This is a genomic window from Rhizobium sp. Rhizsp42 (assembly GCF_047304155.1).
GTDB lineage: Bacteria > Pseudomonadota > Alphaproteobacteria > Rhizobiales > Rhizobiaceae > Rhizobium.
In genome coordinates this window covers 196,314-209,080 of the sequence record NZ_JBGLYS010000004.1, presented here as the reverse complement: position 1 = coordinate 209,080, position 12,767 = coordinate 196,314, and the positions used below count along the sequence as shown (strand labels likewise).

Below are 12,767 nucleotides of genomic sequence, written 5' to 3'. Positions count from 1 at the left end.
CAACAACCGACGGAGAGACTGGTGAGCGACACCAACGATATCCGCTACGCGCCGGACACGCTGCGCAGCTTTGCCAAGGACCTGTACGCGGCCGCTGGCCTTGAGGACGACAAAGCCGAGGCCGTGGCCCGCTATCTTGTAGAAGCAGATTTGATGGGGCACACGACCCATGGCCTGGCGCTCGCCGGCTGGTATCTGCAGAGCATCGCCGACGGCGTGATGACGCGCGAGGGCAGCCCCGAGGTTATATCGGATCGTGGACCCGCGGTCGCCTGGGCCGGGAAACGCCTGCCCGGCGCATGGCTGACGTCACAGGCGGTAAAGCTCGCCTGCGACAGAGCCGAGACATATGGCACGGCGACGATCACCATCGCAAACAGCCACCATATCGGCTGCCTTGCCGCCTATCTGTCGATCGCGACGGAAAGGGGCTACATGGTGAGTATCGCAAGCTCAAGCCCTTCCGGCGCACAGGTCGCGCCATTCGGCGGCCGCAGGGGCGTCTATACGCCAAACCCCGTGGCGCACGGCATTCCGACGTCGGGCGATCCGATCCTGATCGATATCAGCGCCTCGATCACCACGGCCAACATGGCGCAACGCCTGATCCGCGAAGGCCGTCAATACGAGCATGAGTGGCTGATGGACGCAGACGGCAACCCCAGCCGCGACCCTAAGGTCATCGAAAGCGGCGGCACGCTGCTCCCGACCGGTGGGCTGGACCACGGTCAGAAGGGATACGGCATGGCGCTGCACGTCGAAGCCTTCACGCAGGCGCTATCAGGCTATGGCCGCGCCGACGCGCCGAAGGGGACAAATGCCGCCGTCACGGTGCAGGTGTTCGATCCGTCCGCCTTCGGCGGTCGTGATGCTTTCCTGCGCCAGACTGGATGGCTCGTCGAGGCCTGCCACGACAATCCGCCGCGCCCCGGCGTCGAGCGCGTCCGCCTGCCCGGCGAAAACGGGCTAGCGCGCAAGCGCGGCGCGCTTGCCGACGGCGTGCGCCTGTTTCCGGGGATTATCGATGGGCTACGCGGGCATGCCGAGCGGCTCGGCGTCGCAATGCCGCCAGTATCGTCTTGACGCTCACCGCCTGCGGGCGATGAGCCAGACGAGATAGGGCGCGCCGGCGAGCGCCGCGAACAGACCCAGCGGCAACTCGTAAGGGAAAGTCGCCGTGCGAGCGCCGAGATCGGCGATGATCATCAGCAGTGCGCCAATCGCCGACGACGCCAGAAGCTGATGCGCCGGCTTCATGAAGCCCGCGCGGTGCGCGATATGCGGTCCCATCAGCCCCACGAAACTTAAAGGCCCGACCAGCAGCGACGCCGCGCCGGTCGCAAGCCCGGCAACGAAGATCATCGCGGTGCGCGCCGAGCGCACCGGCACGCCGAGCGCAACTGGCACCGCGTTGCCAAGCGGCAGGATCGTCAGCCAGCGCGTGAAGAAGAGCACGATGCCGGTGCAGGCGATCGCCAGAACCGCGAGTACGATCGACGACGCCGGCGTTGCCGTGTTGGACGAGCCGCCGAGCCAGGACAGGATCTGCCATGAGCGCTGATCGCCGATCGCTAGCAGCGCCGACAGAATAGCCGACGTCAGCGAACTGATGGCGATGCCTGCGAGCAGCAGCCGTTCGGGCGACAGCTGGCGCCGGCTGGCAAAGGCGACGACGATGATCATCACGATCATGGAGCCTATGCCTGCGCCGGCGAAAAGCTCGGCGACGCCTGCGGCCGGCACGATGGTGATCGCCGCCGCGAAGCCGATACCGGCGCCGCCGCTGACGCCCAGGACCTCCGGGCTTGCCATCGGATTGCCAGTCAGCCGCTGCAGAATGGTGCCCGCCATCGCGAGCAGGCTGCCCGCAGCGGCCGAGGCCAGCAGTCGTGGCCAGCGCATGGGAAGAAGACCGGTGAAGTCCTGCGCCGAGAGCAGTGTGAAGCCGGCGGGAGTCCGCGCCAGGAAAAGCACCAGCAGAGCAACCGCCGGCAAGAGAGCGAGAAGCAGGATCAGCCATGTGCGCGGCGCCCTCGCCGCGGTCACATGTGCACGCTCCTCATGCAGCTCGACCGGCTTCACCCTCGGCAGCAGCCAGAGCAGCAGCGGGCCGCCGATCAGGGCGGTCATCGCGCCGGTCGGGAAGGTCTCGCTGGTGGTGGAGCCGAGGAATTGCACCAGTCCATCGCACAGCCAGAGCAACAAGCCACCCGCGATGGGCGACGCGAGGATGATGGCATGCGGCTTCCTGACGCCAAGGCCGCGTACCAGGGCGGGGCCAGCAAGGCCGACGAAGCTGACCAGACCGACGCTCGCTGCGACACCCGCCGCCAGGCCCACCGCGATGACCGCGACCGCCACCCGTATGCCAACGAGCCCGACGCCGAGCGATTTCGCGCCGCTATCGCCGAGGCCGAACAGTGCCAATGGCCGCAGCAGCAGGATGCTGGCGGCAAGGCCCGCGAATAATTCCAGCGCCAGCGTCGAGGCGACCGACCAATCCTGCTGGCCGAGCGCGCCGCCGTTCCATGTCACCAGCGACATGAGGTATTCGCCCTGCGAAAGCGTCATCGCGGCCGACAATGCGCCGCAGGTAATGCCGACGAGCAGTCCGGACACGACCATGGTGACCGGATCGAAACTGCGGCGCCAGCCGAGCAGGAAAACCAGCGCCGTTGCGCCGGCGGCACCTGCAAGCGCCACAAGCGCGCGGTAGCCATCGAGGATCGCGGGGAAAAACAGCGTCGTCGCGACGATGGCAAGCTGGGCGCCAGCCGAGACGCCCAATGTCGAGGGATCGGCGATCGGGTTTCTTAGCAGCCGCTGCAGCAAGGCGCCGGCAAGACCAAGTGCGGCGCCGGCCAATATGGCGACGGCGGCTCTTGGGAATACGCCGTAGGCCAGGATGATCTGCTCGGTGGTCATGCCGTCAGGTACGAGCGGCAGCGATGGCCAGGCGGAAAGCGGCAGGAAGGCGAGTGCCTGCTGCAGGAAGAGCAGGACCGCAAGTGCTGTCGCGGCGGCGAAGAAGATCCAGGCTGTGCGAGATGTCAAAGCGTCTCTCCGCCTTTGCCGAGCGCTTCACTCAAGAGCCGCGCGAAGCGAAGGCCGGCGGTGATGCCGCCATAGGGGTTGACGTTGCCGATGTTGACGACGCGTCCCTCCTTCACCGGCTTGAGCGACTTCCAGATCATGCTGTTGCGAAGGCTGCTGCGCGCCTCGACGGGGATATCGGAGACGATGACGATACGCGCCTCTGGATTGGCGGCAAGGTTTTCCATGGGTACCGGCGCTGCGAAGGTGAAGCGCGATCGGTCCGTCCAGGCATTCGGCAGGCCGAGCCGCTGCAGGATGTCTCCGAACATGCTGTCGGCGCCGAAGGCGCGGAAGTGACGGGAATCGCCGATATTGATGATGTAGGTCGGCCGCGCCGCGAAGGGAGCGAGCTGCTGGCGAAGGCCCGCCAGAAATGCCTCTTGCTCCGCCAGCACCTTGGCCGCGGCATCGGCGCGACCGAGCACACCGCCCAATTGCGAGACCGCGTTCAGCGCCTTGGCATAGGGCGGTTCGCCCTGGACGTAGAAAGGTAGCGAGTAGATGGGGGCTATCGCCTCCAGCGCCGGCTGATGCCTGACATAAAATGGCGAGATCAGGATGAGTTCGGGCCTCAGCAGATGCAGCAGCTCGAAGTTGGGTGACCCGCGCAGGCCGAGATCGACGACGGAAGACGGGATCTCCGGCTCGACGGCGTCGCTGCGAAATTGAAGGAGTTCCGTCGCGGCGATCGGGGTCACGCCGAGCGCCATCAGCGTTTCGAGCATCGCCCAGTCGATCGCCGCGATGCGGCTTGGCGTTACAGCCGCCTTAGCATCCCATGCAACGGCAAGGGCAGCGAGCAGGCCAAGAGCCTGCCGCCGCCCGATCAGAGCTGATTTGTTGGAATTGTCTGAAACCATACGCCCACTTTATCTGCCGCCTACCAGGCAAAACTCAACCTGGCCATGACCGTGCGGCCATCACCATAGGTGCAGCCGAACGAGGAGCAGCTTGAGACATAATTCTTGTCCGCGATGTTCTTGAGGTTGAGCGACGCGGTAACGCCATCCTTCTTGTAACGGATCGCAGCGTCGAGAAGCGCGACACCACCGAGATCGAATGTATTGGCGGTATCGCCATAGCGCTGTCCCACATATCTGACGCCACCGCCAATGCCGAAACCATCGAGATCGCTTCCTTCCTGGAAGGTGTAATCGAGCCAAAGGCTTGCGGCATTCGCCGGAACGTTGTCCAGCCGATTGCCATTGTCCGTTCGCCCCAGAATTTCCGTGTCCATGTACGTGTAGGCGGCGTGCAGGTCCAGCCCGTCGGTGAGACTTGCCACACCTTCGAGTTCGAGGCCCCGCGCATGCACCTCGCCGATCTGAGCAATCGTCGTTCCGCCGCCTGGAAGAGCAACGGTGTTGGAGACGTTGTTCTGGCGGAGATCGAAGATGGCGGCGGAGAAGAAGCCATTCCAGCCCTCGGGCTGATACTTGACGCCGATTTCCACCTGCTTACCTGTCGTCGGGTCGAGCAACTGGCCTGTTGTCGGCACCGGAACCGGCTCGAAGGAGGTGGCGTAGCTGATATAGGGGGCAATGCCGTTATCGAAGACATAGCCCAGCCCGGCCCGGCCGGTCAGCTTTTGGTCATCCTTGTCGAGCGGCCGCTCGACGTTGGTTCTGCCATTCAAGGAGGTGCCGCTCGTGCTCGCCCAATCCTGCCGGAGGCCAAGCGTCGCGCGCCAGTTGTTGTAGGCCATCTCGTCCTGGATATAGATGCCAAGCTGCTGCAGGTCGGAGACGACGTGCGCATCCGTCGTCTTGGACGTCAGCCTGATCGGACCACCATAGACGGGATTGAACGCATCGAGAGGCGTCGCGCTCCAGAATTGCGTGCTGGCATCGTTGGAGAAGTAACGGTAGTCGAGGCCAACAAGCAGTTTGTGTTCGACATCGCCGGTATCGAATTCGGCCAGGAAGTTGTTGTCGATGTTGAAGGTATTGAGGTTTTCGTCCTGGAAGGTCGCGTTGCGATTGATGGTCCGGCCATCGGCGGCGAGACCTGAGGTGGCCATGCCGAGCGCTTGGTAACTCCAGTCGAAATTGGAATAGCGAACATTCTGGCGGAAGGTCCAGACGTCGTTCAGCCGATGTTCGAACTCGTAACCGAGGTTTGTCAGCGTCCGCGAGGAACGGTCGAAGCTCTCATCGCCGACGAAGAAGCCGCGAGAGAGCCGATTGTTCGTTGCGTTGAGCGTCAGCTGGGCCGGCAGGCTGGACGGGGTGCTCGGATTGTCGTGCTGGACGCTGGTCAGGATCGTCAGCTTGGTGTCGTCACCGGGCTGCCATGTCAGCGACGGGGCGATGAAGTAGCGATCGTTATCGAGATTGTCGGTCTGGGCACCGGCGGCGCGCACGAGGCCCGTGACGCGGTAGGCGAAGTCCGAGCCGTCGCTGAGCGGACCGCCGACATCGAAGAACGAGCCATAGGTGTCATAGCTTCCGGCCTGCAGGCCGACTTCGCCGAAACGCTCGAACACCGGCCGCTTGCTGATCAGATTGATCATGCCGCCGGGATTACCCTGGCCGTACATGACCGACGCCGGGCCCCTGAGGACCTCGATGCGCTCCAGCTGATAGGGATCGACCGCCGGCGCGCCGGCGGTGCGCATCATCTTCAGGCTATTCAGATATTGCGACTGGCGGCCATCAAAGCCTCGGATTCTCGGCGAATCGAAACGCGGATCGGAGCCGTAGGGCGTGCCGGAAACACCGGGCGTGTATTCGACCGCCTGCCCGACCGTTTCGGCGCCTTGGGCGCGAATCTGATCGGTAGTGACGACAGAGATGGATTGCTGCGTCTCAAGCAAGGACGTCCCCGTCTTGGTCGCGGTCGAACTGGTCTTCGCGACGAAGCCCTTTACGGGGGCCTTCGGATCTTCCGTACCCTTCGCCTGCACGGTGATCGGTGCAAGCGCTGTTGCGCTGTCGCCATCCTCGGCGCGCAACTGGCCCGGAGCCGCTACCGATACGCCTACCACTGCCGTTGCTGCCAGCGCTTCCATGAAACTAAGGTGTCTTGCCACTCTGCCGCCCAATCCAGTCACGATCCGAAAACTGGACTTGTTTAGTCACCTTATCCTATTTCATCCAATAAATAACAGGGGGTATTTTCATCATTCTTGCTTATGATATTTTCAGACCCTCATAGTTTATGATTATTCTGAAGCACACCTCACATGAAGAACCCGGACTCACGAAGGCCTGCCCGCAATCCTTCCTTTGAACTGCGCCACCTCAAATATTTCGTGGCGCTTGTCGAGGAGCGCAATTTCGAGCGCGCGGCCGCAAGGCTCGGCATCGCGCAGCCGGGTCTGAGCCAGCAGATCATGAGCCTCGAGGAGATTCTCGGAACGTCGCTTCTCGATCGCACGAGACGGTCCGTCCATCTCACGCAGTCCGGCCAGGTGCTCTACGACGAGGCGACCAAGATCCTCGCGCAGGCGGATGTCGCGATGGTGGCGGTCAACAGGGTCAGTCGCGGGGAGACCGGGCGGGTCTCGATCGGATATGTGGCCTCGGCCGCCTATTCCGGCGCCGTCGTGCAGTCGATCAAGGCGTACAAGCGCGATCATCCCGGCGTCGAGATCGAACTGACGGAGATGGAACTGCGCAAGCAACTCGCCCGCATCGTCGAGGGACTGCTCGACTTCGCCTTCATCCGCGGCCCTGCGCCCATCCCGGATGGCCTTGCCACCCATATCATCCGCCGCGAGCCCTTAGTCCTGATGGTGCCGGATGGGCATGCGCTGACGCTGGAGCGAGGCGGCGCCAATCTTGCCGCTCTCTCTAGCGAGACATTCCTGACGCCGCAGCAACCGCGCGACGTCGGCTTCCACGGCACGACCCATGCCGCCTGTAAGGAAGCGGGCTTCGAGCCGAACATCAACTCCACTTCCTGGGACTTTACGGGTATCGGCAGCATGGTTGCGATCGGGGCAGGCGTGGCGATCGTGCCGAAATCGCTCGAATGCGTCAGGCTGCCGGGTATCCGATACGTGCCGCTGCCGCATGCCAACGTAACGTCCGATCTCGTCGTCGCCTACAGAAAGACCGAGGCGTCTCCAACTGTTCGGGCGTTCATCGCCCACAGCAAACGCAACCTCTGACCCCAAAGATAGCAACCTCGCGCGAAACGCTCGGTTGATTTGAGCTTGAGGCCGATCAAGGCCCGTGCTTTCATCATCTGGGGCGGAAACCTGCGGGAGATTGCGACGTGACAGCAGATGCGGGAACGCTGCACCGCCCTCCGACCGGCAGTTTGCTGCGGCGGGAGTGGTTCCTTGCGATCAGCGCGCTGACAAGCCTCGCCTTCCTGTTTCGCGGCCAGGCGCTGTTCGCGCTGCTCGCCAATCCCCTCTGGCTGACGCTGATCTTCATCTGGCTCTTCTCCGTCGTGCTCGGCTCGGCACTAGCAGTCGTGCGTCATGCCGATCACCTTGCCGAGCGCCTGGGCGAGCCCTACGGGACGCTGATACTGACGCTCGCCATCACCACCATCGAGGTCGTGGCGATCACCGCCGTGATGCAACACGGCGAGAACAACCCGACGCTGGTCCGCGATACCCTGTTTGCCGTCGTCATGATCATCCTGAACGGGATGGTGGGGCTATCGTTGTTGCTTGGTGCCTGGCGGCGGCATGAGCAGAGGCATAACTTGCAAGGCGCGAACGCCTATCTCGGCGTAATTGTGCCCTTGGCGACGCTAAGCATGATCATGCCGAATTTTACCCACCCGAACGGCGGACCGGGCTATTCGACCGTCCAGCAGACGGTGCTGGCGTTCATCTCGGTCGGGCTGTACGGCGTGTTCCTGATGCTGCAGACAGGACGCCACCGGGGCTTTTTCATAGACGATACGGAAGAAGCGCTACCTCAAAGTCGGCACCACGATCACCAGGGGCCACTCTGGTGGCCGATCGTGATGCTCGCTCTCTATATGTCGCTGGTCGTATTCCTGGTGGAGCAACTGGCGCCGCCGATCGACTATTTCATCGAGACGCTGCGCGCGCCGGCGGCCCTTGGCGGCGTGATCATGGCCGTTCTGGTCGCGACGCCCGAGGCGATCAGCGCGGTGCGCGCATCGGTCGCCAATCACCTGCAGCGATCGGTCAACATCTTCCTCGGCTCGGTGCTTTCGACCATCGGCCTCACCGTCCCCGCCATGCTTGTCATCAGCCATCTCACGGGAAATCCCGTCATTCTTGGCCTGGATCACAGCAGCCCGATCATGCTGGTGCTGACGCTCGCCTTGAGCATCATCACCTTTTCCAGCGGCCGCACGCATCTGATGCAGGGAGCGGTGCACCTCGTTCTTTTCGTCGCCTATGTCCTCTTGATCTTCGAGACTTAGAGGCGATCAGCTGGCCCTGTCGCCTTTCGCGTCGAACACATGAACATGCTGTGCGGGGAAGCTGACATTGACATCCGGTCCCGCCGCCAGCGCCGCCCGATCGAGCGTGAAGATCTTGAACGGCAACCCATGCAGCGAGAGGTGCAGGATAATGCCGAAGCCCGTCGGCTCGATCAGCTCGACGCCTGCCTTCATTCCGGTCTCTTCCGACGTCATGACGACATGTTCTGGACGAATGCCTAGCGTCACCTTGTCGCCGTCGGCAAGCTTGAGCGGATTGGACAGCGCGATAACCGTGCCGTCCTTCAGCTGCGCGCCGCCGTTTTTGTAGGTCGCGTCGAGGAAATTCATGCCCGGCGAACCGATGAAACCGGCGACGAAGAGATTGGCGGGGCGATCATAGAGCTCGAGCGGGCTGCCCACCTGCTGCACCACCCCGCCATACATGGCAACAATCCGGTCCGCCAGCGTCATTGCCTCGATCTGGTCGTGGGTCACGTAGATCGAGGTCGCCTTCAGGTCGCCATGCAGTTTCTTGATTTCGGCGCGCATCTGCTCGCGCAGGCGGGCATCGAGGTTCGACAGCGGCTCGTCGAACAGGAACGCCTTGGGCTGACGCACGATCGCACGCCCCATCGCGACGCGCTGGCGCTGGCCACCGGATAGCGCCTTGGGGCGACGTTCGAGCAGCGGGTCGAGGCCGAGCTTGGAGGCAGCCGCGCCGACGACGCTGGCGATCTTGTCCTTGGCCGTCTTGCGGAGCTTCAGGCTGTAGCTCATGTTTCCGGCGACGTTCATGTGCGGATAGAGCGCATAGGACTGGAACACCATGGCGATGTCACGGTCCTTCGGATGCAGCTCGTTGACCCGGTTTCCGGCGATGCGGATCTCGCCCGAGGTCACGTCCTCGAGGCCGGCGATCATCCTAAGCAGCGTGGATTTGCCGCAGCCGGACGGACCGACGAGCACGACGAACTCGCCATCCTCGATCTTCAGCTCGACGTCCTGCAGGACGTGAACATGACCAAAGGATTTCTTGACGTTTTGGATATCGATCGATGCCATGTGATTAACCCTTGACCGCGCCGGCTGTGAGACCCTGGACGAGGTAGCGCTGAATGAGAAGGAAGAAGAGACCGGCCGGGATGAGCGCGAGAACACCCGCCGCCATCATTTGTCCGAAGTCCACCGAGAATTTGCCCACGAAGGTCAGTAGCCCGACCGGGAAGGTCGCGGCGTCGTTGCCGTTGATCAGCATCAGCGCGAAGAGCAACTCGCTCCACGCCGCGGTGAAGACAAAGCCGAGCGTGGCTGCGATCCCCGGCAATGTCAGCGGCAGGATGATCTGGCGAAACGCGGTGAATTGCGTCGCGCCGTCGATCATTGCCGCTTCCTCGAGATCCTTAGGAATGCCGTCGAAGAAGGACTGCATCAGGAAGGTCGCGAAGGGAACGTTGAAGGCGGTGTAGACGACGACGAGGCCGGTCAGGCTGTTCGTGAGATGCAGCGGCGTCAGGATCTTGAAGATCGGCGCGACCAGCATGACCAGCGGGAACATCTGCGTGAGCAGCATTAGCGCCACGATCCAGTATTTCGCCCGGAAATTGAAGCGCGAGAGCGCGTAGCCCGAGAGCGAGGCACAGATCGTGACGACGACGGCGGTCGAGGCCGAAACGATCAGGCTGTTCTTGAAGAATGTCGGAAAGGCGCTGTGCTGGAGGACGAAGCTGTAATGCTCCCAGGTCGTGCGCGACGGCCACATCCGGACACCCTCTGAATAGAGAAGGTCGTTTGGCGTTACGGACACCTTGAGCAGCCAGAACAGCGGAAACAGCGCGAAAACGATGTAGCACAGGATCGCCAGACGGTGCGCGATAGTGGGGATGATGGATCGTCTCATGGCTCAATCCTTGTTCAGCAGGGTCTGCCGCAGCAGGATGATCAGCATGGAATAGGCGAGCAGCAACACCAGCAGCACAAGCGCGATCGCCGAGGCGTAACCAAAGTCGAGCCGCTTGAACGCCTGGGTGAAGATATAGCTGGCAACGATCTGCGTCCTGTCGGCCGGGCCGCCGCCGGTCATGACGACAATGAGATCGGCGAAGTTCGACACCCATACGGTGCGCAGCAGCACGGTGATCGCGATCGTTGGCGCGAGAAACGGCAGCGTGATCGAGCGGAACCGCTGGAACCACGTGGCGCCGTCGATCGAGGCCGCTTCGTAGAGGTCACGCGGGATTGCCTGAAGGGCTGCGAGCAGCGTGATGGCGAAGAAGGGGATGCCCCACCAGACATTGGCGATGATCGGTCCCCACATGGCATATTGCGGGTCGGACAGGATGTTGCGCGGCTCGCTCATCAGGCCGAGCGCGTAGAGCCAGTGCGGGATTGGCCCGATGACGGGGTTGAACAGCCAGGCCCAGTTGAGGCCGGCGAGAAACGACGGGACGGCCCAGGGCAGGAACACCAAGGCCTGAACGAGGCCCCGGCCCCAGAACGGCTTGTCGAGCAAAAGCGCGAGGATGAGCCCGAAGATGAACTGCAGCACGACCGAGGCACCGGTCCACCAGAGCGTGTTCTTCAGCGCGCCATAAAAGGCGGCATCCTTGGAGAGGTCGCGAAAATGCTCGAGCCCGACAAAGCCGCCGGAAAAGGGGTTGAGAAGCTGGATATCGCGGAACGCATAGGACACGCCGATCACCAGCGGCACCAGCATCACGGCGATGATGAGGACGAGCGATGGGGCGCTGTAGAGATAGGGTTCCGAGGCATCGGCGACGCGCTTCAGCCACGACCTGCGGTCACGGCGACTGTCGAGCGTATCGGCAGTCATGGTCATCTTGGGCGGCTTTCATGTTGAGATTCACTGCGGCTTCAGCACTCGTGCCCCCTTATCCCCGGTGCAACAAGTTGCACCTGAGCCTTCCCAGGCCACCTTCTCCCTAAGGGGAGAAGAGACGGAGAGGTTGCAGCACATCCCTTCGCCCCTACGGGGAGAAGGTGCCGGCAGGCGGATGAGGGGGCCACACATGCGAAGCCCCCTCTTCACCCGCTTACTTCTTCGCGAGGTACTTCTGCTGAGCCTTAGTCAGATAGTCCGCCCACTGGTCAGCCAGTTCCTTCGGCGTGATATCGCCGAGAAGCGCCTGCTGCGTCGTCTTGATGGCGAGCGAATCCTTGAAGAAGGCGAATTCCTCGAGGTAGGTCGGCATCACGGTCGGAACGATGTTCTTGTCGGCCAGCTCATCGAACCAGCCCTTGAACTGCTCGCTCGCATAGAAGGGGTCCTTCTCGGCCGAGGTGTGAACCGGCAGCGCGCCGGTGCGCTTGTTCCACTCGATGTTGCCTTCGGGCGATTCAAGCGTTTCGATCAGCTTCCAGGACAGATCCTTGTTCTGGCTGGTGGTGAACATCGACCAGCCGGCGAAGCCGATAGTCGTGAAGCCCTTGCCGCTCGGACCGACCGGCATCTTGGTGACGCCGAAGTCTTCCGGCTTCATGCGCTGGGCCACCGCGATCAGGGCATCCGGATCCTGGTCGAGCATGGCGCAGGTGCCGGAATAGAAGCCGGCGACGGTCTCGTTGAAGCCCCAGTTGACGCTGTCCTTCGGCGCCAGGCCCTTCTTGTAGAGATCGACCACCCATTCGAGACCCTTGGTCCAGCCTTCGCTGTTCATGGTCGAGGTGCCGTCATCGTTGAAGAACTTGTTGGAGCCGGCCATCGTCGCGCCGAACATCACCCAGCCGTTCAGGCCGCCCGGTCCGCCGCGCAGGCAGTAGCCGGACTTGCCGGGGAGCTTGGAGACTTTTTCAGACGCGGCGACGAATTCGTCCATCGTCTTCGGCGGCTCGGAAACGCCGGCTTCCTTGAAGAGGTTCTTGTTGTAGAACAGCGCGCGCAGATAGAAGCCGTAGGGCAGCATGTAGGCGGTGTTCTTGACGTCGCGGCCGAGCTCCAGCGCGCGTGGCGTCAGCCCCTTGGTGTACTCCCACTTTTCGAGGTAGGGCTCGAGGCTTTCGAGCATGCCGTTGTTGGCGTAGAGCGAGAGCCAGGTATCCGGCATTTCCATGACGTCAGGCGTATCTCCTGCCGATACCATGGTCGCGAACTTCTGGAACGCTTCGTTCCAGGGCAGCGAGATGATGTCGACCTTGGTGCCGGGATTGGCGGCTTCAAACTTGCCGACAAGCGATTTCAGGGTTTCGGTGCGCTCGGGGCTGGTGATCACCTCGACGAGCTTCAGCGTCGTGTCGGCCATCGCCGTACCCGCCATCATCGTGGCCAGCAGCGTTGCGGTTATCAGTCTTTTCAT

The 12,767-nt window shown here is 62.7% G+C and carries 10 protein-coding genes; 3 read left to right on the top strand and 7 right to left on the bottom strand.

The genetic code is table 11. The features are described 5' to 3' along the window. Window positions 1-21 precede the first annotated feature (21 nt). The gene (locus ACCD05_RS06865) at window positions 22-1,083 is read left to right on the top strand and encodes an Ldh family oxidoreductase (RefSeq protein ID WP_112949494.1); all 1,062 of its coding nucleotides are present in this window, start codon (window positions 22-24) and stop codon (window positions 1,081-1,083) included. Between the two features lie 3 nt (window positions 1,084-1,086). On the opposite strand, the gene fhuB is transcribed toward ACCD05_RS06865, so the two are convergent. The 3 genes from fhuB to ACCD05_RS06850 are packed head-to-tail and all read right to left on the bottom strand — an operon-like array spanning window position 1,087 to window position 6,106. After that, complete coding sequence (gene fhuB / locus ACCD05_RS06860; RefSeq protein WP_112949493.1) at window positions 1,087-3,054, bottom strand: Fe(3+)-hydroxamate ABC transporter permease FhuB; 1,968 nt, start codon at window positions 3,052-3,054, stop codon at window positions 1,087-1,089. After that, window positions 3,051-3,956: an iron-siderophore ABC transporter substrate-binding protein gene (locus ACCD05_RS06855; RefSeq protein WP_112949492.1), complete on the bottom strand. Its 906-nt coding sequence runs from the start codon at window positions 3,954-3,956 to the stop codon at window positions 3,051-3,053. Before ACCD05_RS06855 ends, fhuB begins: the two co-directional genes overlap by 4 nt. Window positions 3,957-3,976: 20 nt before the next feature. Then, window positions 3,977-6,106, bottom strand: a complete 2,130-nt coding sequence (locus ACCD05_RS06850; RefSeq protein ID WP_112949491.1) for a TonB-dependent siderophore receptor — start codon at window positions 6,104-6,106, stop codon at window positions 3,977-3,979. A gap of 174 nt (window positions 6,107-6,280) precedes the next feature. Here ACCD05_RS06850 and ACCD05_RS06845 point away from each other — a divergent pair, with 174 nt between their 5' ends. Both ACCD05_RS06845 and ACCD05_RS06840 read left to right on the top strand, forming a co-directional pair. After that, window positions 6,281-7,210: a LysR substrate-binding domain-containing protein gene (locus tag ACCD05_RS06845; RefSeq protein WP_112949490.1), complete on the top strand. Its 930-nt coding sequence runs from the start codon at window positions 6,281-6,283 to the stop codon at window positions 7,208-7,210. Window positions 7,211-7,317: 107 nt separating this feature from the next. Further along, window positions 7,318-8,454, top strand: coding sequence for a calcium:proton antiporter (locus ACCD05_RS06840; RefSeq protein WP_413391916.1), 1,137 nt, complete (start codon window positions 7,318-7,320; stop codon window positions 8,452-8,454). Between the two features lie 6 nt (window positions 8,455-8,460). Here the strand turns inward: ACCD05_RS06840 and ACCD05_RS06835 are convergent, their stop codons facing one another. The 4 genes from ACCD05_RS06835 to ACCD05_RS06820 all read right to left on the bottom strand — a co-directional run bounded on the left by ACCD05_RS06835 (window position 8,461) and on the right by ACCD05_RS06820 (window position 12,767). After that, complete coding sequence (locus ACCD05_RS06835; protein WP_112949489.1) at window positions 8,461-9,519, bottom strand: sn-glycerol-3-phosphate ABC transporter ATP-binding protein UgpC; 1,059 nt, start codon at window positions 9,517-9,519, stop codon at window positions 8,461-8,463. A 4-nt stretch (window positions 9,520-9,523) separates the two neighbouring features. Next, window positions 9,524-10,354, bottom strand: coding sequence for a carbohydrate ABC transporter permease (locus tag ACCD05_RS06830; protein ID WP_047503993.1), 831 nt, complete (start codon window positions 10,352-10,354; stop codon window positions 9,524-9,526). A 3-nt stretch (window positions 10,355-10,357) separates the two neighbouring features. Continuing rightward, the gene (locus tag ACCD05_RS06825; protein WP_018901263.1) at window positions 10,358-11,293 is read right to left on the bottom strand and encodes a carbohydrate ABC transporter permease; all 936 of its coding nucleotides are present in this window, start codon (window positions 11,291-11,293) and stop codon (window positions 10,358-10,360) included. A gap of 214 nt (window positions 11,294-11,507) precedes the next feature. Next, on the bottom strand, window positions 11,508-12,767 hold the full coding sequence (locus ACCD05_RS06820; protein ID WP_018901262.1) for an ABC transporter substrate-binding protein: 1,260 nt from the start codon (window positions 12,765-12,767) through the stop codon (window positions 11,508-11,510).